Raw genomic sequence first — 20495 nt, 5'->3', positions numbered from 1 at the left:
GGAGCCAGGCCCTCACCGGCGGGCGGCGGCGGGCGGCCGGGGTTCGCTGAGGGGAGAGCTCGTCCGCTGCGCAGGGTCTTTGCTCACACGCGGGAGCGGATCCGACGGGGGTTTCCATGAAGGGACTTTCTGGTGGAAGGGGCAGGCGGCGCGGGGAGGGGCCGGGCGATGGTCGGCACGGTGGCCAGGGGGCGGCTGCCACGCTCGACCAAATAGATTATTGGCATAATTTATTCCGGAGCTAGGATAGATGCCAACCGTCATCCATCGAGGAGGTACTCATGGGCCGCGTGTCGCAGGCGCAGGCGCAGGAGAACCGCAAGCGGGTCGTGGAGACGGCCTCGCGCCTCTTTCGGGAGCGGGGCACGAGCGTGAGCGTCGCCGACCTGATGAAGGCCGCAGGCCTGACCCACGGCGGCTTTTACAAGCAGTTCGACTCCAAGGAAGCCCTGATCGACGAGGCGGTCAGGCATGCGTTCGACGAACTGGCCCAGTGGCGCACGGCCGCCCTGGAGGAGAACGAGGGGCAGCGCGAAGACGCCCAGCGGACCATGATCGACGCGTACCTGTCTCCCCGCCACCGGGACAACGCGTCCACTGGTTGCCCCGCCGCCGCGCTCGCCGCCGACATGGCGCGCGACACAGGTGATAACGACGCCCATCGCGCCTACTCCGAAGGCGTACAGGACTTCGCCACCTGGCTCGCCGCCGAGGACCAGGACGGCATCACGCGGCTGTGCACCATGCTCGGCGCCGTCGTGCTGGCCCGTGCCGTCAAAGACTCGCCGCTGTCCGACGAAATCCTCACGATCGCACGCGCGGCGCTCTCCCCGGCTCGCTGAAGCACCTCCGCACCTCCGCACCTCCGCACCTCCGCACCTGAGCACCTGAGCACCTGAGCACCTGAGCCAGCGAGACGTACGTGACTGCTGCCGGTGAGGCCGCGACCGCCCGGATGGCGGGTCAAAGTCGCGGCGGCGAGCCAGTGCGGAGTCACCCGCGCACCAACCTGTGGCTCTCGACACATTTCGCCCCCAATGGGCCCTTTCGTGGCAGCGGTCACGTCGTGGGACGGGCGTTTTCTATACGTTCGCAGTTCTGTACCTCTCCCATGAACTGCCGAGGCTCCTCCCCATGGCGCACCGACCGTCCCCCTCGCCGCGACCGCAGAATGCGGGGAGGCCCAAGCCGCATGGCAGGCGCGCCGTGGTCCGCACCGGCATTCTCGCGGCCTCACTGGCGACGCTCTTCTCAGCCGCCTCACTCGACCGGGCGGTCGCCGCCCCGGCGTCGGTGCGGTCCGACACCGCCACGACTGACGCCCGCGCACTCGTCCAGCCTCAGGGGCGGGCGCGGGTGACGGCTGCGGTGTTCGACCTGGACGGCACGGGCCGGGAGCCCGCGGTGTACGGGGACGACACCCCCTACGACACCGCCAGCATCGTCAAGGTCGACATCCTTGCCGCAGCACTTCTCAAGGCGCAGGACACGGGACACGCCCTGACCGCGCAGGAGCGCGACCAGGCAGAGGCGATGATCGAGCGCAGCGACAACGCGGCGGCGAACGCGCTCTGGCGGCGAATCGGCCTGGCGCCGGGCCTGGAAGCGGCGAACAAGCGGCTGGGGCTGACTGCGACCAAGGGCGGCCCCGGCGCCAAGTGGGGGCTGACACGGACGACGGCGAGCGACCAGATTCGACTGCTGCGCGCGGTGTTCGACACCGGCTCGGCCTCACCCGGGGGCTCCACTGCGCTCACCGAGGCGTCGCGAACCTACATCCGCACGCTCATGACGCGCATCGTCGGCGAGCAGGCGTGGGGCGTCTCCGCGGCCGGCGGCTCCGGGTGGGCCTTGAAGAACGGCTGGCTGCAGCGCAACACAACCGGACTGTGGGACGTCAACAGCGTCGGACGGGTCACGGCGAACGGACGTCACTACCTCGTCGCCGTCCTCTCCGACGGCAACACGTCGATGAAGGATGGCATCGCCCTGGTGGAACGCGAGGCTCGGGCCGCTGTCACCTCGGCGACCGCCCACTGACGGCACACCCGTCGACGCGCCCTCCGTGACCCGGCCCGTGGGTCGACTCGGAACGGGACGAGCACGAGGAAGAAGTCGGCCACCCAGGTCTCGACCAGGCAGATCTCGCCGCCCTCCGCGATGTCCGGCTGGTCTCGAAGGCCCACCACCGCGCGCGTACGGTGGACGTATAGCCGGACAGGTACGCCGGTGCGGGCGCTGCAGGCAGCCGCTGCGGCGACCGCCCGATGCGATGCGTTGCTTTGCTCCCACACAGGAGGGAAAGGCAATGTCCGAGCACAGGATCGGCACGCAGGAGGAATTCGAGGCCGCACGACAAGAACTGCTCGTGGAGGAGAAGGAACTCACCCGACGGGGCGACGAGCTCGCCCGGAAGCGGAGGGACCTTCCCTGGGTACCGGTCGAGAAGGACTACAGCTTCGAGACCGAGGACGGGACGAAGTCGCTCGCCGACCTCTTCGACACACGCTCGCAACTGCTCGTCTACCACTTCATGTTCGGCCCGCCGTACGAGGCCGGATGCACGGTCTGCTCCTCGATCGCGGACACCCTCGACCCCAACGCGGTCCACCTCAAGGCCCGTGACGTGACGCTGATCTGCTCCTCGCGGGCGCCACTCGACAAGCTCCTTGCCTACAGGGAGCGGATGGGCTGGAGCTTCGACTGGGTCTCCACCGTCGGCAGCGACTTCCACCGCGACCTCGGCTTTCTGCACACCGAGGACGAGCTGAGGCCGTTCCTCGACGGCGAGATTCCGCCCACCGTGAGTCAGATGGCGCAGGCGTCCGGCACGGACGTGCTCGGGTACGTCACCGAAGGCCCGGGACTGAGCGCATACGCGCGCTCGGACGACACCGTCTACCGGACGTACGTCACCACCGCGCGCGGCCTTGAGCCTGCCATGGCCTACTACGGCCTCCTCGACCGGACGCCGATGGGCCGCCACGAGGACGGCGAGGAGACCTTCTGGCTGCGCCGCCACGACGAGTACGATCGCGCCCACTGATCCGGACAGGGCCACCCCGCGGCGGGAATTGGTCAACCGTCCGCCGGTCGGGGCACGCTGCGCCCGCTGCGTCTCAGGGGCTGTACCGGCTCGGGGACAAGACGTTCGAGACGTAGTACCGCGAGGTCGCCGACTCGTCGAGCCGGCTTCTCTTCTGCCGGTCGCCGACCTCCCCGGTGCCGTACCCGACCACCTTGGCCGAGCTCATGCCGTCCAGGTAAAGGAAACGCATGGTCTAGTCCAAAGACCCTTCTGGTCTAGTCCAACGCATTGACATGATCGCGACAGTGCCCAGAAGCTGGGGCCACTCCCCCACTGCCCTGGAGGCACAGTGAGACGTCTTCGCGCATGTCTGGGCGCGGCAGCCGCCGTGAGCCTGACCGCAGTCGGCACGACCGCCCTGGTCGCGGGCAATGCCTCGGGTGCGACCACCGCGCTCAGCAACCGCTGGTACGCCGCCGCTCCCTATCTGATGCCACTGGACAACGACCCGCCGGACCCGTCCGCCATCATGGACGCAACCGGCCTCAAGGCATTCCAGCTGGCGTTCATCCTCGCGCCCAACGGCGGTGGCTGCTCCCCCACTTGGGGCGGCACAGCCGCCGTCTCGTCGGACACGGCCGTGCAGTCGGTCATCAACACGATCCGCGCCAAGGGCGGCGACATCTCCGTCTCGATCGGCGGGTACGGCGGCACGAAGCTCGGACAGGCCTGCTCGGACGCGGCCGCCACAGCCGCGGCGTACCAGCAGGTCATCACCAAGTACGGCCTGCACGCGATCGACTTCGATCTGGAGGAGCCTGAGTACGAGAACACTGCGGCCATCAAGAACGAGATCGGCGCTGCCAAGATCCTCCAGCAGAACAATCCCGGCCTCTACGTCTCCGTCACCACGGCCGGTACGGCGGACGGCACCGGCTGGTTCGGCAAGCAGATGCTGCTGGAGGCGAAGTCGCAGGGGTTCACGCCGAACAACTTCTCCATCATGCCGTTCGACGGCGGCTTCAACGGCGCGGCCTCTCAGACCAGCGCCCTCACCAACTTCAACACGATCCTCCAGTCCACTTTCGGCTGGGACCAGGCGACTGCCTATGCCCACGAGGGTTTCTCCGGCATGAACGGACGCAGCGACACCGGCGAGATCTTCTCGCAGGCCGACTTCCAGACGGTGCTGGACTACGCCACCAGCCACACCATGGACCGCTTCACCTTCTGGTCCCTCAACCGCGACCGCCAGTGCACTCCCGTCGACAACGGCGGCCGTACATCGGGCACGTGCTCCAGCGTGGCGCAGAACTCCTGGGACTTCGCGAAGTACTCGGTGAAGTTCGCCGGAGCCACCCCGCCCACCAGCACCCCCACACCCACTCCGACCCCGACGCCTCCGAGCACCGGATGCACGACCGCCTGGAGCTCGACGGCCGTCTACGTCGCCGGCAACGAGGTCTCGTACAACAAGCACAACTGGAAGGCCAAGTGGTGGACCCAGAACGAGGTGCCTGGCGCCTCGGAGTGGGGGCCTTGGCAGGACGAGGGGACCTGCTGACACGCTGGAAGAAGTCGAAGGCGGACACACCGCCGCAGGCCGCAGGGTGAGCGGGACACAACCCCACGATGCCCGCGACCGCACAACTGCCGTGAACGGCCGGGGTGGTGACCGCCCACCACCTCCGGCCGCAGCGACCTCGGCTGTCCCACCAGGAGTGGTCCGCTTCCCTCCCATCAAACGGTAACGGGCACAGCACGAGCCCCGTACGGGACAAGCTCTAGGTGAGGGAGAAGCGGAACGCGCCGGTACCGCTCCCCATCGTCAGCCAGATGTGCTCCCCCTCCCTGACCAGCCTGAGGGCGACATACGCGCAGCCTGGGCACCGGGCGGTCAGACCCGGCTCGGGGCCGTAGACGTGCAGTCGGGCAAGTGGGCCCGACCGGGTGCACTCCGGGCAGCGCCACCAGGCCGTGGTGGGTTCCACCGAGAGGATCTCCGAGAGCGGGCCGGCGAGACAGTTGCCGTCAAGGTGGGTGGACGCGTCTGTCATGAGGACCTCCCGTGCGGTTCTGGTCGGCGAGTCAGCCGAAGCGTTCGGTGCGGATGGTGGCGGGGTCGCGCCCCAGGTCGAGGAGCAGGTCGCCGGCGCTCTCGACGAAGCCCGTGGGTCCGCAGACGTAGATGGGGCTGTTCGGCTGCAGTCCGGCCGCCGACGCGTCCAGATCGTCCGGCGTAAGACGGCCGGGCGCGCGGGTGCTGCCGGGTGGGGCCTGGCGCGTGTACACGATGCGGACGTCGAGGCAGGAATCCCCGTCGGCCAGGTGGTCTCGGTACCAGACATCGTCGGGGGTCCGCACGGAATACAGCAGGTGAAAAGGGCTGCGCGATGCCGCCTCGCGGTGGGCGCGGATCATCGCCGCCAAAGGTACGAATCCGGAGCCACCCGCCACCAGAAGCACCGGTTCCGTCTGCTCGCTGCGCCAGACGAACCAGTTGCCGAGCGGACCGCGTACTTCCACCTCGGCGCCCGACGGTAGCTCGTCGGCCATGGGGATAGCCGTCGTAGGAGTGGGCGATCCAGGCCTTGCCATCAAGGAGGTCCTCCAGCGGCACGTACGTGGTGTAACCGCCATGACTGTGGACCACGACGTACTCGGCGGCCGTCTCGACGTCCTCGAAGAAGGCGTCCAGCGAGACACCGCGCCATGCGGTGTCGAATTTGGACCAGCGGGTCACACAATGGATGTCCGCCACCGTGTCCTGCTGTGGAAGGGCCATCATCTCCTCCCACGTCCAGCGGTGCGTGCGTCCCTCTTCCGTGGTCACCGTGAACGCCCACGTCTCCGTGGGGACGCGCGGAGTAGGGCCCGCCTACAGCACCGGAAACTGCTCCGTGGGGTACTGGCCGGGAGGCAGACGGTCCGCCAGAGAGCGGGCACGCCCGCGGAAACCGGGTGAGAAGGAGCTCATGGCGTCATCTCCTGGGCTCGTGGGAAGTCAGGCAAGCGGCAGCGTGTCGCGTGTGTCCGGTCGCGGGTGTGAGTGAATGCGGTGCCTTCTGATCCCCAGCACGTCATTCTGCGCCGGGCACTAAGGTCCACCAGCCAGTGTCGGAGCGGGGCGGCTGCTCGTCCGCTCAGAGCCTTCTGCTCCGGCAGCAGATCGATGTCCGTTGAGCACGTTTTTCGTCGCACTCCGACGACGTGGGACGTGGTGAGGGAAGTCCTGGATCGGTTGACCGCGTACGGTCGTCTACGAACACCGCCTGCACTGTGCGCCGACCCCCGTCGACCCGCGCACCGATCGACGTCGGCCTGCGCTTCGGCTCCCCCTCCGCCGGACGGTGCGGTGGGCCGGTCATCCGTGTCGGCGCAACCGGTCATCCGTGTCGACGCAAGTCGTGGAAGAAGTCCTCGATGACGCGGAGCTGCCCGGAGCGGGCCGTCTCGTCGTAGACGTATGTGCCGACGGCGAGGTCGAGTACTCCGAGGCCGAAGGGCGAGAACACCAGTGGCCGGTCGGTGGGGGGTGTGACGCGTCCGGTCATGACGTCGGCGAGTGTGCCGTGCAGGAAGTCGCGGTTGCCGGTGAGCTGCTCGGCCAGGTGGGGGGAGGTGCCGGCTTTGAGGCAGTGTTCGACGTCGTCGACGATATTCGTCGAGGCGAGGATGATCTCGGGCGCGAGGTCGCGCAGGGACACGTGCAGGACCAGGGGGTTGTGATCGAACCAGGCCGGGTCGCTGACGTGTGGCTCGCCCGCAATGGTGGCGAAGACGACGAGGTCGCTGGAGCGGATGAGTTCCTCGGGGCTGTCGTGCAGGGTGATCTGTCCGGCGGCGGAGGTCTGTCGGAGGTAGTCGCGGAAGCCGGCAGCGCTGTCCGGGGACACGTCGTGGACGCCGGTCTCGTCGAAGGACCAGCCCACGGCGGTCAGGAAGGTGTGGATGTAGCGGGCGATCAGGCCCGTGCCGAAGAACCCGATGCGCGTGGGGCGTTGTCGGTTGCGAGTGAGGCGGTCGGCGGCCAGTGCCGCGGACGCGGCGGTTCTGGTGGCGCTGATGATGGAGCTTTCCAGGCAGGCGAACGGGTAGCCGGTGTCGTGATCGTTGAGGATCAGGACTGCGGAGGCCCTGGGGATGCCGGACTGGACGTTGTCGGGGAAGCTGGAGATCCATTTGAGGCCGTCCACTCGCACCTGCCCGCCGATCGAGGCGGGCAGCGCGATGATCCGGGAGGAAGGGCGGTCGGGGAAACGCAGGAAGTAGGAAGGGGGGTTGACAGACTCTCCGGCGGCGTGCAGCTCGTAGGTGGCCTCGACGAGGTCCACGACCTGCTTTTCCCGGTCCTGAAGGGCTTGCTGGACCTGGGCGCCGGAGATCACTGCGAACGGTGGCACGGTGTGCGGCTGGGACATGACGGACTCCATGGCGGTGGAACGGACGGTGGTCATGCGGCGCTCACCTCGGCGGTCGGCGGGCACTGGGCCTGACGCAGCGGCTCGGCCATCGCGACGAGCACCTCGCGTGGTCCTTGGAAGGCCTCCCGGCTGTGCGCGGTGCGCACATTGTCGACGAGCATGAGGTCGCCGGCCTTCCACCGCTCGCGGGCGGTGTGGGCGGTATAGGTGTCGTTGAGGAGCTGGATGACGTCCGGGCCGATGGGGTCGCCGTCTCCGAAGCGGGTGTTGAACGGCAGTGACTCGGCGCCGTACACCTCGATGAGGTATTCACGGATTTCGGGCTCGATCGTCCATTCGTTGAGGAAGGCGATCTGGTTGAACCAGCAGCGGCGGCCGGTGACCGGGTGGACCGTCACGGCGGGGCGGCGCTGGCGGGTGCTCAGACTGCCGTCGGGTTGCCAGGCGAATGCGATGGCGGCGGCGCGGCAGTAGTCCTCGATGGCCCTCCGGTCGTCGGTGCCGAAGGCCTCGGCGTAGGGCGCGCCGATCTCGTCGTTGTAGGTGCGGGTGAGCAGCCAGCCTTCCTGTTCGAAGCGCTGGACCAGCTCGGCGGGCAGTGCCTCCAGGACGGTGGCGGCGTCGGCGACGGCGGTGGCTCCACCGGCGCTGGGCGCGGTCAGACAGGCGAACAGCACGAGGCCCGGGGGCTGCAGGACGTAGCTGCGTTCGTGATGCATGCACATCGGTTGGTTCGGCGGCCATGCCGAGGAGGAGTACACGCCCGGGGTGTACTCCTGGCGACGGGCGAAGGCTTCCTTGTCGGTCATGCGTGCCGGGGCCAGACGGTGGAGGACGGCGCCGGCCCGTTCTGCGTCCCACAGTTGCAGGCCGCGGATGAGGAGCGAGCCGTGTTCGGTGACGAGAGCGCGCAGTGCGCGGTGGTGTTCAGCCGCCCAGGCCGACACGTCGTCAGGGGTCTCGGTGTACAGGATCGGGGGCTTGCCGGGGTTCAGGTCCAGCTTGAGGAGGGCCGCCGTGGTCGGGTAGGACATGGTGCTTTTCCTTTCGGTGTGGTCTTTCGATGCGGTTCTTTTTCGATGCGGTTTTCGATGAGGTTCAAGAGGAGGTCATGGGTTCGGTCGCGTGGCGCTCGGTTCGGTGGTCGACCAGGGCGGCGAGGTCGGTGAGGACCGGGTGTGCGGTGACGTCCTTGAGGGACACGGCGCGGTCCAGGGCGATGGCGAGTTTCACCGCCGAGAGGGAGGTGCCGCCGCGATCGAAGAAGTGGTCGCGGCGTCCGATGTGGTCCTGTGCGACGCCGAGGACGTGTCCCCATGCGGCTGCCAGCCGATGCTCGGTCGGTGAAACCGGCGGCTCGTGGTCGTCCTCGGTCGTGGCGAGTTCGGCGGCGAGCGCCGCCAGTGCCTTCTTGTCGATCTTGCTGTTGGCGGTCAGCGGCAGGTTTTCGCACCAGTGGAAAGCCGCCGGGACCATGTAGGCGGGCAGCGAGGCACCCAGCCGGGAGGCGAGGATCCCGGCGTCCAGGGGCTTCGGGGCGGCGTAGCAGGCGACCAGGTGTTTGCTCTGGTCGGTGCGTTCGGCCACCACCACCGCGCCATCGCGGACACCGGGGACGCGGAGCAGGGTGTTCTCGATCTCGCCGATCTCGATCCGGAACCCGCGGATCTTCACCTGGGCATCGCGGCGGCCGAGGAACTCCAGCTTCCCCGAAGGATGCCAGCGTCCGTAGTCGCCGCCGAGGTAGAGCCGCATGCCTGGGCGGTGCGGATCGGCCAGGTAGGCCTCCTGGGTGCGTTCGGGGTCGTTGATGTAGCCGCGGCCGACACAGACCCCGGAGAACGCGATCACACCTGGGGCGCCCAGCGGCACTGGTGCGAGGTGCTCGTCGACGACGTAGATGTGCACGTTGTTGACCGCGCGGCCGAGCAGGATGCGTTCCGGCGCCCGGTCCATGACCTCGTGGTTGGTGTCGTCCGAGGTCTCGGTGAGACCGTAGGCGTTGACCAGCCTGGTCCCGGGCTGAGAGGTGAACCAGCGCTCGGCGAGCTCCCTCTTCAGCGCCTCCCCGGTGACCGACACGTATCGCAGGTCGGGCAGCGTGCGGGGGCGCTGTTCGAGTTCGGTCAGGAGGGCTTCGAGGTAGGAGGGCACGACCTGCAGGACGGTGGCACTGCCGTCCGTGATGGTGTCGAGGAAGCGGGGGACGTCGAGGATGGCGTCCTGCTCGACGAGCAGGGTCCGCCCGCCGACCAGGAGTGCGGCGACCAGTTGCCACAGGGAGATGTCGAAGCACTGGGGAGCGGTCTGGGCCATCACTTGCCCTTCGCCGATATGGAGGTCGTCGATCTTGGCGTAGAGATGGTTGAGCATGCCCACGTGCTCGCACATCGCCCCCTTGGGCTCACCGGTGGAGCCCGAGGTGAAGTAGATGTAGGCGAGTTGGTCGGGCGCGACGTGGATGCCGAGATCATCGTCGGCGTGGTCTTCCTCGTAGGCCGTGTCGACGAGGAGCCTGTCGACTTCGGGCAGGGAGTCGAGTGCCTGGTCGAGGGTGGTGGTGCTGCCGGGTTCGGTCAGCACCAGGGTGCATTCGGCGCGGGAGAGAGCGGCGGCGATGCGTTCGGCCGGGAAGTGCGGCTCGATGGGGAGGTAGACACCTCCGGCCTTGAAGACCGCCAGGACCGCGGCCAGCCAGTCCAGGTTGCGTTCGGTCACCACCGCGATGACGCCTTCGCGGCCGAGCCCGCGAGCTGCAAGGGCGCGGGCCAGCCGGTTTGCCCGGGCATTGAGCTCCCCATAGGTCCACTGCCGGCCGGCGTGCACGGCGGCGACGGCATCCGGATGCATCCGCACCCGGTCCTCGAACAGCTCATGCACCCGAGCGTTCGGCAACTCCCGGACCGGTCCGGCCAGTTGCTCGAGCTGGAATCGCCGCTCTTCGTCGGACAGCAGGCTCTGGTGTGCGTGTCCGGCGTCGGGATCGGCGGTGATCTGCGCGAGTGCGGTCAGGTGATAGCCGGCGATGCGGGCGGCGCTGTCGGCGTCGAGCCGGTCCGTGCGGTAGCGCAGCCGCAGCACGAGCCTGCCGTCGCGGTGACGGATGCCCACCCACAGCGCGGTGTCCTCGGTGAGCTCCCCGTCGATCGCGGTGGGATCGAAGACGGTCTCGAACGGCGGCCCGGTCAGACCCAGTTCGCGCCTCAGCGTGTCGATGTCCTCGGCCGGGACGTCCTGGTGTGCCCGCAGTTCAGCGGCGACCTGGTGGGTGTTCTGCAGCAGTTCCCGCCATGAGGCGGGTGCAGTGGTCAGCCGGCACGGCAGCGGGCGGCCGCCCTCGGTGACGTAGCCGGTGGTGATTTCCCGCTCTCCGCACAGCACCGCGAGCACCTTGGCGTGCGCGGCCAGCAACAGCGAATCGAGCGGCATACCCAGCTCGTCCACCAGCCGGCGCAGCCCGGTCACCGTGTCGTCGGAGGCTTGTGTCTCGTACTCCCCCACGCCCGTCTCCGGGTGGTGGGTCCAGCATGGGGCGGGGGTGAATCCGCCGGCTGTCAGTACGCCGCGCCAGTACTCCCTGTTCGTCTGAGTGCGGTTCACATACGTTGCCATCGGTTCGTTTCCTCTGCTTTTCGCCGGTGTCGCGGTGTCAGTGGCCGCGGGCCGGGGCGGCGTGGGTGGCCCGGTGTTCTCGGCGGCCCTCGAGATGGGCTTCGTTGTCCGGCATTTCCCGGGCAGGGTTGCCTCCCCACTGGGCGTGCGGGGAGATTTCCTCGCCCTTCATGAGGAAGGAGTCGGGGGCGAGCACCGCTCCGTCGCCGATCGTCACGCCGTAGTGGACGAAGGCGCCGACCCCGAGGGTGCAGCCGCTGCCGAGGGCGCTGCGGTCGGACTTGAAGGCGCCGTCCTCCTGCGAGTGGCACTGGACCACGGTCCCGGCGTTCAGCGTGCTGTCGTCGCCGATGGTGACGAGGGTGCGCTCCGGGAAGAAGCAGCCGTCGTCGAAGACCCGCTTGCCGATCCGGGCCCCGAGCAGCCGATGGATCACGTTCTTGAAGGGCGTGCCGTCGAAGACCTGGATGTAGTCGATCGAGGCCATCTTCCAGAAGCGTTCATGGCGCCAGAAAGAGGGCTCGTAGATCGAGCAGTACAGCGGCTTCTGGGGCTTGAATCCGGTGGAGGCCCGTTCGATCAGCGCGAAGTAGACGACGGTGAACGTCAGGGTGAGGACGCCTGCCAGTGCGATCGCCGGCGCACCGAGCGAGGGGTAGAGGTCGACCGCACCCATGGTGATGAGGGTGATCACAAAGAAGTGGATCAGCCGCGCCAGCAGGTACAGGCCGACGGTTGCGGCATTGTGCCTGTTTTTGGCGGCCAGGCGGCGGCGCAGCTCGTCGCCGGTCTGCAGGTGGTTGAACCTGTTGTCCCGCATCACCGTGCGCGGGATCTCGAAGCTGGGTGAGCCCAGCAGGCCCACGCCTTCGCGCACCGGTCCGTCGATGGGCACCATGACCTTCGTGGCGAGCAGGCAGTTGTCACCGGTCCTGCTCTGTGCGGGGTAGGCGATGCGGTTTCCGAGGAAGTTACGGGGCCCGATCGACGTGCGGGACACGCGGAACGACGTGCTCGAGAAGTCGGCGTTCATGAGGGACAGTCCGTCGGCGATCATGGTGCCGGTTCCGACAGCGCTCAGGTACGGGTTCTCGTGCTTCAGTTCGGTGCCGAAGTTCGACCCGGTCTGCTCGAAGCGGGACAGGTCGTATCCGAGGTAGCGCAGGTAGTGGACGATGCCGGAGCTGTCGCCGAAGAGCGTGTTGAGGGACTTCCTGTTGGTCATCAGCGCGACAGCCCGGTGGACGCCGTAGTGGAACCCATACAACGGATAGACCTTGCCTGGCTTGATGGCCCGGTTGAGCAAACGCGGCACGATGCCCACGACGAGGAGGCCGACGAGCAGGGAGCCGAGGAAGAGCACCAGGGAAGCGGTCAGCGCACAGGCGTAGAAGGCGGGGCTGGTGACGTCCACCCGCTGCGGGTTCACGAGCGCATGAAGTTGCGGAAACTCGGCCAACAGGACGCTCACACCGCCCACCGCCAGCGGCAGAACCACCACCAGCAGATTCAGCAGCTGCATAACGCCGTACACGGTCCTTTTGACGGTGGAGCAGTCGGCCGGGCCGACCGTCCGGTAGTCCACCTCGGTCGGCTGCGCCGGCGAGCCGTGCCAGCGTTCCCCGTCGGGCACCACCTGGCCGGTGCGCAGGGAGGAGGCGTGGCCCAGCTGAGCGCCGTCGCCCATCGAGGTCTCGATGTCGAGGACCGTGTGCTCGCTGACGAGGACGTCGCGGCCGAGGGTGACCGGGCCGGTCTGGATCAGGCCGGCATGGGCGCGGTAGCAGGACAGAAGTACGTCCTTGCGGATGATCGTGCCCTCACCGACGGTGAGCAGGTCGGTGCAGACCGGTAGGGCGTGAGACAGGATCGTGACGCCTTTTCCGATCCTCGCGCCGAGCGCCCTGAGATAGAGCACGTACAGCGGTGAACCGGCGAACAGGCGCAGCGGGCTGCTGCGGATCAGGGTCTTGACGACCCAGAACCGCAGATAGGCCATGCCCCACAGGGGAAACTCGCCCGATCGCCAGCGGCCGATGAGCGCCCACTTCGCCACGATCGGGAAGGCGCACAGGCCCAGCAAGCTCGCGCCGGCGAACAGGACCGACCGCAGGTAGAGGTCGAACAGGCCCGAGCCCGCGGAGATCCACTCGTAGCCTTGCGTGCCGACGAGGGCTGCGAGGCAGGAGTAGCCCAGGAAGATCAGGAACTGCAGCGTTCCGCACACGATGTAGCGCCGTGTACTTCCGGCTGCCGGTACCTCGGCTCGCGCCGCCGCCTCGGTCCGTGCCGGCATGGCGTTCGCAGCCCCCGCATCGGTCGGTGTCTGCACCGGTACCGACACGTCCGCAGCCGAGGCCGGGGACGGGCCGGGCGTGGGCACGGCGTCGCCGAGCGCGGTGGCCAGGCTCCGGATTGTGGGGTGCCGGTAGATGTCCTTCATCGACACCGTCGGCAAGTCCGCCCGCTTCCTGACCCGCGCACAGAACTGGGCCATGACCAGGGAATCGGCGCCCAGGTCGTTGAAGAAGTGGCTGTCGGCCGGTACCTGCTCGACACGCACGACGCCGGCCAGCACCTCGGCCAGAAGTCTCTCGGTGCCGGTCGCCGGGCCGGCGTCCCCGCCACCCTGGAGGGTCGAGACGTCAGCCGGAACAGCCGACAAGACTTCGACAGATTTCCCTATCACGTGAGCTCCCTGAGGACATTTCGGTCGACGTGGTTCGGTGCGGACGGTTTCGCGATGCCCGCCTCTCCAGTACGCCTGGCCGGGGAATTCCTGTCCTGCCCCTGAATTTCGGGGCTTGACGCAACACGTCGATCTTGATAACCCGACAGCTTTGCCGGTCATCGGCCCCGCGATCCCCTGCTTTCCGAGCGCGTCGCCCGACTTATGGCCGCGTATCGCAGGCACCCGTTCAATCCGTGGGGAAATCACCCGGGAATTGAGTTGACCCGCCCTCCGGCCCGGTGTTTCCGGTGCGGGCCAGGTACCACGATCGGGCAGGTCATGGGCGCGGTATATGCATGCGGCAGCTCGCGGGAGTGGCCGCGGCCCTGGTGCCGGCAGCCGATTCAGCCCCTCCCCCGGGCGCAGCCACAGACGCCTGCGCGCGAACAGGGTGCGTGTCAAGTCCCGAATTTCGGTGGCATGACAAGGCTGCGCCGATTCGGGCGTACTGAATGTATTCCGGCGAATCGCAAGTCGCCGCCGAATTTTCCCCCGGGCCGGGCCGAGACGGATCGGCGGCCGGGCGGGACTCCGTCGAAGTCGAGGAGACGAACATGCCCGTCATATCCGTTCCCCAGGCCTTCAACGAGGACGACCTCTACGTCGACCTTGAGCGAACCATCGGTCACCCGTTGTTCCTCAAATGCGAGGGGTTCAATTTCGCCGGATCGATCAAGCTCAAGGCTGCCACCGAAATGGTCGAGGCCGCCGAACGCGACGGCCTGCTCACGCCCAACTCGGTTCTGGTCGAGTCGTCCTCGGGCAACCTGGGTGTGGCGCTGAGCATGATCGCGGCCAGCAAGGGCTACCGCTTCCTGTGCGTGACCGACTCCCGCTGCAACCTGGCGACCAGGCTGACGATGGAGGCCCTGGGCGGCGAGGTCCACATCATCACCGAGCCCGACCCCGTCGACGGCTTCCTCGGCGCGCGCATCGACCACGTCCGTGCGCTGTGCGCCTCCGATGATCGCTATGTGTGGCTCAACCAGTACACCAACCCCAGCAACGGCATGGCCCACTACCGCAGGACCGCGCCGGCCATCGCCCGACAGTTCCCGGACCTGGATGTGCTCTTCGTCGGTGCCGGCACCACCGGGACGCTGATGGGCTGTGCGCGCTATTTCCGCGAGTGGCACCGGCCGGTACGCATCGTGGCCGTCGACAGCGTGGGTTCGGTGACCTTCGGAGGCGCCCCGGGCCGGCGCATGATTCCCGGCCTGGGCACCAGCAGGCGCCCGCCGCTGCTGGACGAGTCCTCTGTGGACGATGTGGTGTGCGTGGCGGAGGCCGACACCATCCGGGCCTGTCACCTGCTGGCCAGGCGTGGGTTTCTCTTCGGGGGTTCCACCGGCACAGTGGTCAGCGGCGCGATGGACTGGCTGGCCCGGCAGGAAGGACGGGAGCTGACCGCGGTGGCCATCGCCCCGGACCTGGGTGAGCGGTATCTGGAGACCATCTACCAGACCAACTGGGTGCAGGACCTGTACGGCGAGGACGTCCTCGGTTCCCAGCCGTCGATCACCGCGCCCCAGGCAGCCTGACTCCCGCAAGGCGGGCGCAGCACCCTGGAGCGATCCCGTACGTGCCCCAGCCTCACATGCCCTCCGGCCACCGCCGCCCACATTCCACGGCGGTGGCTTGGCAGACGAACAGCTCGGCGACGACGTTCACCGCGTCGTGGGCCGAGCCCGTCGCAGACTCCGGCGCCACCCGGACGAGAGGACGGCGCGTCCTCAGAAGGCGGAGTTGGCGAACCAGTGGGTCAGCAGGTCCTCGTCCCCCTCGTGCACGAAGACCTCCGCGTCGTAGGACAGGCGGCCGTAGACGAGCAGGAGCAAGTCGGACGCGGTCCCCCGGACCGTCGCGTCAGCAGTTTTTGCGGTCGGACGGGTCGTGTCGAGCCCGAAGCCGTCGGGCCGCAGGCGGACGAGCCACTCGTCGTCCCCGGCCGTGGTGCGGAGGCGGATGGTCTTGTCGGCGCCGCGCAGGTTGGCCACCTTGGGGGCGAAGGAGGCGGCGAAGGGCAGATTGACGAGGAACTCATCGATCCCATCGACCGCGACAGGGCCGTCGATCGTGGGCCGCAGGCCGAGTGCCAGCTCGGCGTCGACTCGGTGCATCAGCGTCTCGAAGAGCATCCGGCGTGCCCAGAAGCGTGCGTGCTGGTCGGCACCCCATGCCCACATCGGCAGGTTCGGATCGGTGGCTGCGAAGGCCTCCGCGGCCACGGTCGCGCTCTCGGCCAGCCAGTCGGCGTATGCGTTCTCCTGGTCCGGGAGCCGCAGATCCACTTCTCGCTTCCGCGGGGGTTCCTGGATGCGGGTCCGCAACAGGACCGAGAACCAGCGTTGGACGCTGCCTGTGTGCTTGACCAGGTCGGCCAGCGTCCACCCGGGGCAGCTGGGCACCGCTGTCGCCAAGTCGGCGTCCTTGACGACCGACACGAACTGTGCGGTCTCCGCCGCGACCGCCGCACGGTGGTCGACCGGAGCGAACGCGGATCCATGGCCGGGATGGTCCGAGGTCTTCATCGTGACATGCCTTTCGGAGGGTTCCGCCGAGGGGTTGGTCGAGAAGGGTTTGGATCGGCGGACATATCGATGACGGTATGCGGTGTGCCGCCGTTCCATGTCTTCAGGGCCCACACGGCCGAACGGCAGCCGCGGGACGGCGGACGGTCCGGGAGGGTGTTCCCCCCATCCAGGGCGTACTACGACCGCGAGCATTGCCGAGGGAGAAGCCAAACGCAGGCCTTACTCGCCTCACGCGTGCGTCCAGGTCCCACCAGACCGGCGGCCTGGTGGGACCGTGTCGTCATCGGCCTCGACAGGACGCACCCGCCGAGTGATGCCAGGCGGTTGGAGCCGCTCGGCCCCTCGGTCGGACCAACGCGTCGGACGGAGGCCGCCGTGTCAGCCGCCGCCTCCTTCGGCCGGTTCGGCGCAGGCGCCCGCGGCGCACGTGGTGAGCCAGGCGTCGAAGTCGGCGTCGTAGCGTGTCCCGATGTCGGAGTTGTAGACGGCGTAGCCGCCCGCGTAGTCGCCGGCTCGGAAGTGGGCGAGCATGCGCTGGATGTCCGCCGGGTGCCTCTCGAACATGTAGCGGACCGCGAGGTAGCCCCAGGGGTAGGTGCGGGTCACATCGCTGTTGGCGTAGGTGTTCTGGAACAGCGTGCTCAGCGTGTAGGTGTGCCTGCCCGCCTCGGTGACCGCCTGGTCATCGGTGATGCCGCGGTAGCTGTAGGAGATGTATTCGGCCAGGCCCTCGATCCACCAGACATCGGGGACGGAGGTCTGCTGGGGGAAATCGCCCTTCATGTCGTCACGGGCGTCGAGGTAGTGCGTGTACTCGTGGTTCAGGTTCCAGATCCGCGCCACGAAGCCGTCGTCGTAGTCCTTCTGGTACATGATCGAAAGGGGCTGGTTGTGAGGGTCGGCCGGATCTCCCACCAGGGTTATGCCGCCGTTGTCCGTGCTGACGCCGAAAATCGCCCCGGCGTAGGTCTGGTAGTCGGCGCGGTGGGCGAACACCACGAGTTGGATGGTGGATTCGTACTGGCCGGGTATGGGGCCCTCGTCCTTGACGAGGCCGTGGAAGTACGGGTCCTGGGCCAGCACGTCGGCGCATGTCGCGTCGAGGTCGGCGGCGGTCAGTGCCTGAGCCCGGATGGTGTGCGTCGCGTCGCAGGCGTGGGTGATCGGCAGCGCCGCCTCGGTCAACTTGTCGGCCAGGTCGCAGACGTCGTAGTACGAGCAGCTGGCCTTGTCGTAGTAGTCCGCCTGGGTCGCGACCGCGACCCACAGCTGGGCCCTGGGGCCGGTGATCTCCGAGGCGTTCAACAGCCCCTTGGCCAGCGGCCGGACCCGGGCCTGCAGCGCGGGATGCTCGACGTAGCGGGCGAGGTTCATTCCCGCGTTGGAATCCAGGTAGGCACGCTCGGTCCCCAGCAGGTTCATGTGGGCGAGCGCGAACCGGTCGAGGGTGTCGATGATGCCCGGGTCGGCCGCTACCGCATCGACGTAGGCGGGGTTCCAGTTGCCGCGCCAGAGGGGCGTGTAGACGTCGTTGACGGCTGCCAGCATGCTGGGCACCGCGTCGTAGGAGCTGTTGTATCCGCCCAACACCCGCTGGTAGACGTTCAGGTAACGGTCCTGCAGGTCAGCGCTGTCGGTGAGGATGATGACGTCACCCAGAACGTCGCCGTTCGCGGAAGTGACGTCGCTCGAATGCGGGCGGGCGAAGAACGCGTCCAGCCCGGCCGCCGTGGCTCTGGTCAGGGCCGCGCCGTAGGGGCCGACGTCCGACGGGTTGTAGAACTGCACGTAGTAGCCGGCACGCACGAACAGCACGAGTTGCCACACGTGAGCCGAGTTGTCGCCGCCGTACCTCCGGGCCGCGCTCGTGAAGGCTTTCGCCACGGTGGCCATCTGGGCCTCGCGAAAGATCTTGTGCGCGTCTGTACCGGTGACGGCGAACAGGCTGTTGATGCAGTCCGTGGTCGACGCCTTGACGAATGCGACGAGTGCGGATCCAGTGCGGTTGCCGAAGTCGGCCGGAGTGCAGGAGGCCGCCCCCGGTGCGACTTTCGGTCCGGCCGTGGCAGCCGGGTCATGCGGGGGCATCGCTGCCCTGAGGGGCGGGAGTTGAGCGGGAGTCACCCGTCGGCCTTGCACGGCCCGGTCGGAGGAACCGAGGGCCGAGCCGGTCGGCGGCACGGGCGGCGTCGTGCTTCGGGATCCGGTGACGGCGTTGGTGTCGGCCGGCGACGGGGGCGCGGCGAGCGCCGGCGTCGCCAGCAGCCCGGCAATGGTGACACCGGCAGCGAGAGAACCGACCAGGCATCTGGGCAGGGCAAAGCGGTAGCGCATCTGGACTCCTTCACGGATAGATGCGCCTCGAAAACAGTGATGAGGCGTGAGAGGCACCCTCTCAATCCCCCTCGCCGCCAACAATGGGGTGTGACATAGCACATTGCACGGCTGCTCCATAACATCCGGGCCAGGCCTCACCATCCGGCCCGACAGTCGACCGGATGCCCGGTGCCGCAGGCAGCCGCGCACCAGCCGGTGCGGCCTGAACCCAGCCCCTACGCCCCGGCCACGCTCCACGTACGCGACGCCCACGCCCTCAAGTGCGGCGACTGCGCGATGAGCTCGCGGTACGCCGCGGTGGCGGAAACGAAGAGCGTCTCCGCCAGCTCGTCGGGAACTCTGTCGCGCCGCCAGGTCAGCACGTAGCGGCACCAAAGCGGTGTGCCGATCAACTGTTTGATCAACACGTCCGGCGTCGGCCGGAGCGTCGCCTGCACCAAGGACACCCCGAGGCCGTCGGCAATCATGTTCTGCAACTGCAGTCGGTCGCCCAGGAATTCGTGTACCGCCACCGGCGAGAAGCCGGCCGCCTCACATGCGGCATAGAAGACTCCCGGCCAGCCCGCCCCGTCGTCAGGTGTCACGAACCACGCATCATCGGCCAGATCTGCGAGCGCCACCTGAGGGCGATGCCTGAGCCGATGACGAGCCGACAGGGCCACAAACATCGGCTCCGTGACGATCCCTCGATGGGCCACCGCGGCGGAGTGGCGCAATTCCATTCCGGGATAGTCCGCGGCGATCGCCACGTCCACCTCGCCCCTCTCCAGAAGTTCCACGATCTGAGAGGACGCGTACACGCTGCTCACCGTCAGCGACACATCCGGCAGCCGACTTCGGACACGGACCACCATGCCCGACAGCACCGGTGAGTTGGTCGCGGCCACCCGCAGGACCCGGCGCGTTCTCGCCGCGCCCCCGACTGGACGGAGCCCGATCGCCTCCGCGCGTGCGAGGACGTCCCGTGCCTGAGCCACGACCTCCATTCCGTATCGCGTCAGCCTCACACCGGACACCCCGCGCTCGAACAGCGACTGACCGAAGAAGCGTTCGATCCGCTGAAGCTGGGTGCTCACGGCCGGCTGGGAGTACCCGAGGTCCGACGCGGCCCGCCCCAGGCTCCCCGCATCAGCGATCGCGCACAGCACGCGCAGATGCCGAAGCTCCAGCTCCATCCGCCCTCTCTCCGTCCGCATCACCGGGCCGCCGGCCACACGTCCGTGACAACGATGCCGCCCTCTGGTCACACCAGCGGAGGGGAAGCGTTCCATCGCGCCGTCCCACCCACAAGATGCGGATGCGCCGCCATTCGGCAGGGGGGCAGGCGGGGGGACCCGGAGACCGGGCTGCCTCGACGGCCCGGCCACATCCCCTCCCTGCCCTCGGGGGCTGTGGCGCCGGCAGACGGAACGTACTCGCCCGGAGGGACTCCTCAGTGACCGAACTCGATCCGGCACCCGGCTCCGGGCAGCCTGCCGGCTGCGACAGGCGGGTCGACCGCGCGGCCGCTTACCGTAGAGGCATGAGCGAGATCGTCGTCGTGTACGAGGTCGACCGGTCGACGGCCACGCGCACCTCGCCGGGCGTAGCGCATGGTGAGGAACGGCCCGTCCTCAGGGTGCACGCGGCGCCCCCCGCACCAGGGGCGCTCACCGCGACCGGACCGCGAACGCTCTGCGGCAAGGACACCTTCGCCATGGAGACAAGCTCCTGGAAGCCTTCCGAGCACCCCGGAGCGCCGTGGTACCCCGCGGAGTATGCGTCCGTGGTCTGCCCCGATTGCGATGCCGTGATGGAGATCTGACCTCCGTCTCCACCTCGTGTCGCTC

16 protein-coding genes and 1 pseudogene are annotated in these 20495 nt (G+C 68.2%); 6 read left to right on the top strand and 11 right to left on the bottom strand.

What is annotated here, in order from left to right:
• Window positions 1–281 precede the first annotated feature (281 nt).
• From IEY95_RS31395 to IEY95_RS31385, 3 genes are all read left to right on the top strand, one after another.
• Window positions 282–842: a TetR/AcrR family transcriptional regulator gene (locus IEY95_RS31395; protein WP_189189547.1), complete on the top strand. Its 561-nt coding sequence runs from the start codon at window positions 282–284 to the stop codon at window positions 840–842.
• A gap of 292 nt (window positions 843–1134) precedes the next feature.
• Window positions 1135–2040: a serine hydrolase gene (locus tag IEY95_RS31390; RefSeq protein WP_189189546.1), complete on the top strand. Its 906-nt coding sequence runs from the start codon at window positions 1135–1137 to the stop codon at window positions 2038–2040.
• 268 nt (window positions 2041–2308) lie between these two features.
• Window positions 2309–3046 (top strand): DUF899 domain-containing protein, encoded by a 738-nt coding sequence (locus IEY95_RS31385; protein WP_189189545.1) that lies wholly within the window; start codon window positions 2309–2311, stop codon window positions 3044–3046.
• Window positions 3047–3119: 73 nt separating this feature from the next.
• Here IEY95_RS31385 and IEY95_RS31380 read toward each other — a convergent pair whose 3' ends face one another.
• Window positions 3120–3278, bottom strand: coding sequence for a hypothetical protein (locus tag IEY95_RS31380; protein WP_189189544.1), 159 nt, complete (start codon window positions 3276–3278; stop codon window positions 3120–3122).
• A gap of 99 nt (window positions 3279–3377) precedes the next feature.
• Between IEY95_RS31380 and IEY95_RS31375 the strand changes: the two genes are divergently transcribed.
• Complete coding sequence (locus IEY95_RS31375; RefSeq protein ID WP_189189543.1) at window positions 3378–4592, top strand: carbohydrate-binding protein; 1215 nt, start codon at window positions 3378–3380, stop codon at window positions 4590–4592.
• 220 nt (window positions 4593–4812) lie between these two features.
• Here IEY95_RS31375 and IEY95_RS31370 read toward each other — a convergent pair whose 3' ends face one another.
• From IEY95_RS31370 to IEY95_RS31345, 7 genes and pseudogenes are all read right to left on the bottom strand, one after another.
• Entirely contained in the window at window positions 4813–5085 is a 273-nt protein-coding gene (locus IEY95_RS31370) for a DUF6510 family protein (protein WP_189189542.1), read from the bottom strand.
• 31 nt (window positions 5086–5116) lie between these two features.
• The gene (locus IEY95_RS49390) at window positions 5117–5584 is read right to left on the bottom strand and encodes a ferredoxin reductase domain-containing protein (RefSeq protein WP_229703491.1); all 468 of its coding nucleotides are present in this window, start codon (window positions 5582–5584) and stop codon (window positions 5117–5119) included.
• Between the two features lie 4 nt (window positions 5585–5588).
• Window positions 5589–6005: pseudogene (locus IEY95_RS49385) on the bottom strand (molybdopterin-dependent oxidoreductase); the annotation flags it as partial.
• 409 nt (window positions 6006–6414) lie between these two features.
• Window positions 6415–7485 carry a 2,3-diaminopropionate biosynthesis protein SbnB gene (gene sbnB, locus IEY95_RS31360; RefSeq protein WP_189189541.1) on the bottom strand — a complete coding sequence of 357 codons (1071 nt, stop codon included), beginning with the start codon at window positions 7483–7485 and terminating at the stop codon, window positions 6415–6417.
• A complete protein-coding gene (locus tag IEY95_RS31355; protein WP_189189540.1) occupies window positions 7482–8486 on the bottom strand; it encodes a TauD/TfdA family dioxygenase in 1005 nt (334 codons plus the stop codon). Before IEY95_RS31355 ends, sbnB begins: the two co-directional genes overlap by 4 nt.
• Window positions 8487–8550: 64 nt before the next feature.
• On the bottom strand, window positions 8551–11064 hold the full coding sequence (locus IEY95_RS31350) for a non-ribosomal peptide synthetase (protein WP_189189539.1): 2514 nt from the start codon (window positions 11062–11064) through the stop codon (window positions 8551–8553).
• A gap of 37 nt (window positions 11065–11101) precedes the next feature.
• Complete coding sequence (locus IEY95_RS31345; RefSeq protein ID WP_229703490.1) at window positions 11102–13753, bottom strand: Pls/PosA family non-ribosomal peptide synthetase; 2652 nt, start codon at window positions 13751–13753, stop codon at window positions 11102–11104.
• A 596-nt stretch (window positions 13754–14349) separates the two neighbouring features.
• Here IEY95_RS31345 and sbnA point away from each other — a divergent pair.
• The gene (gene sbnA / locus IEY95_RS31340; protein WP_189189537.1) at window positions 14350–15336 is read left to right on the top strand and encodes a 2,3-diaminopropionate biosynthesis protein SbnA; all 987 of its coding nucleotides are present in this window, start codon (window positions 14350–14352) and stop codon (window positions 15334–15336) included.
• Between the two features lie 192 nt (window positions 15337–15528).
• Here the strand turns inward: sbnA and IEY95_RS31335 are convergent, their stop codons facing one another.
• The 3 genes from IEY95_RS31335 to IEY95_RS31325 all read right to left on the bottom strand — a co-directional run bounded on the left by IEY95_RS31335 (window position 15529) and on the right by IEY95_RS31325 (window position 19841).
• On the bottom strand, window positions 15529–16326 hold the full coding sequence (locus IEY95_RS31335) for a maleylpyruvate isomerase family mycothiol-dependent enzyme (protein ID WP_189189536.1): 798 nt from the start codon (window positions 16324–16326) through the stop codon (window positions 15529–15531).
• A gap of 381 nt (window positions 16327–16707) precedes the next feature.
• Entirely contained in the window at window positions 16708–18663 is a 1956-nt protein-coding gene (locus IEY95_RS31330) for a collagenase (RefSeq protein WP_189189535.1), read from the bottom strand.
• A 218-nt stretch (window positions 18664–18881) separates the two neighbouring features.
• Complete coding sequence (locus IEY95_RS31325) at window positions 18882–19841, bottom strand: LysR family transcriptional regulator (RefSeq protein ID WP_189189729.1); 960 nt, start codon at window positions 19839–19841, stop codon at window positions 18882–18884.
• A 347-nt stretch (window positions 19842–20188) separates the two neighbouring features.
• Between IEY95_RS31325 and IEY95_RS31320 the strand changes: the two genes are divergently transcribed.
• Entirely contained in the window at window positions 20189–20470 is a 282-nt protein-coding gene (locus IEY95_RS31320; RefSeq protein WP_189189534.1) for a hypothetical protein, read from the top strand.
• The last annotated feature ends 25 nt before the right edge of the window (window positions 20471–20495 follow it).

It is taken from the genome of Streptomyces albiflavescens, from assembly GCF_014645835.1.
Classification (GTDB): domain Bacteria; phylum Actinomycetota; class Actinomycetes; order Streptomycetales; family Streptomycetaceae; genus Streptomyces; species Streptomyces albiflavescens.
The sequence above is the reverse complement of the archived record's forward strand: the minus strand, read 5'-3'. Positions and strand labels throughout refer to the sequence as shown.

Bases quoted from the DNA above. Each gene is read 5' to 3' on its own strand.
- IEY95_RS31395 (WP_189189547.1), top strand. From the start codon at position 282: ATGGGCCGCGTGTCGCAGGCGCAGGCGCAGGAGAACCGCAAGCGGGTC.
- IEY95_RS31390 (WP_189189546.1), top strand. From the start codon at position 1,135: ATGGCGCACCGACCGTCCCCCTCGCCGCGACCGCAGAATGCGGGGAGG.
- IEY95_RS31385 (WP_189189545.1), top strand. From the start codon at position 2,309: ATGTCCGAGCACAGGATCGGCACGCAGGAGGAATTCGAGGCCGCACGA.
- IEY95_RS31380 (WP_189189544.1), bottom strand. From the start codon at position 3,278: ATGCGTTTCCTTTACCTGGACGGCATGAGCTCGGCCAAGGTGGTCGGG.
- IEY95_RS31370 (WP_189189542.1), bottom strand. From the start codon at position 5,085: ATGACAGACGCGTCCACCCACCTTGACGGCAACTGTCTCGCCGGCCCG.
- IEY95_RS49390 (WP_229703491.1), bottom strand. From the start codon at position 5,584: ATGGCCGACGAGCTACCGTCGGGCGCCGAGGTGGAAGTACGCGGTCCG.
- sbnB (WP_189189541.1), bottom strand. From the start codon at position 7,485: ATGACCACCGTCCGTTCCACCGCCATGGAGTCCGTCATGTCCCAGCCG.
- IEY95_RS31355 (WP_189189540.1), bottom strand. From the start codon at position 8,486: ATGTCCTACCCGACCACGGCGGCCCTCCTCAAGCTGGACCTGAACCCC.
- IEY95_RS31350 (WP_189189539.1), bottom strand. From the start codon at position 11,064: ATGGCAACGTATGTGAACCGCACTCAGACGAACAGGGAGTACTGGCGC.
- sbnA (WP_189189537.1), top strand. From the start codon at position 14,350: ATGCCCGTCATATCCGTTCCCCAGGCCTTCAACGAGGACGACCTCTAC.
- IEY95_RS31335 (WP_189189536.1), bottom strand. From the start codon at position 16,326: ATGAAGACCTCGGACCATCCCGGCCATGGATCCGCGTTCGCTCCGGTC.
- IEY95_RS31330 (WP_189189535.1), bottom strand. From the start codon at position 18,663: ATGCGCTACCGCTTTGCCCTGCCCAGATGCCTGGTCGGTTCTCTCGCT.
- IEY95_RS31325 (WP_189189729.1), bottom strand. From the start codon at position 19,841: ATGGAGCTGGAGCTTCGGCATCTGCGCGTGCTGTGCGCGATCGCTGAT.
- IEY95_RS31320 (WP_189189534.1), top strand. From the start codon at position 20,189: ATGAGCGAGATCGTCGTCGTGTACGAGGTCGACCGGTCGACGGCCACG.